This window comes from Streptomyces sp. 7R007 (assembly GCF_054850255.1).
The window spans coordinates 1-278 of record NZ_JBTWMV010000199.1; the positions used below are offsets into that span (position 1 = coordinate 1).

A 278-nucleotide genomic window follows, 5' to 3' on the forward strand; every position below is an offset into this window, starting at 1 on the left:
GGTGGTGCGTGGCTGGAACGAGACGGGGGTTGGCGTTGCGGCGGCTGGCGGGGTGCATGAGCTGATCGCGGGGCGGGCCGAGGGCCAGGCGGATGTTCTGGCCGTGGTGTGTGGGGATGTCGCGGTCACGTATGGGGAGTTGGAGGCGCGGGCGAATCGGCTGGCGCGTTTGTTGCTGGCGCGTGGTGTGGGCGCGGAGTCGGTGGTGGGGCTGTGTCTGCCGCGCGGCGTCGACATGGTGGTGGCGGTCCTGGCGGTGTGGAAGGCGGGGGCTGCGT

1 protein-coding gene is annotated in these 278 nt (G+C 71.9%); it reads left to right on the forward strand.

What is annotated here, in order from left to right; all coding sequences use genetic code 11:
- Positions 1–52: 52 nt before the first annotated feature.
- Positions 53–278 (forward strand): AMP-binding protein (locus ACYF6T_RS44785; RefSeq protein WP_461703738.1); only part of this gene is annotated, 226 nt, incomplete at its 3' end.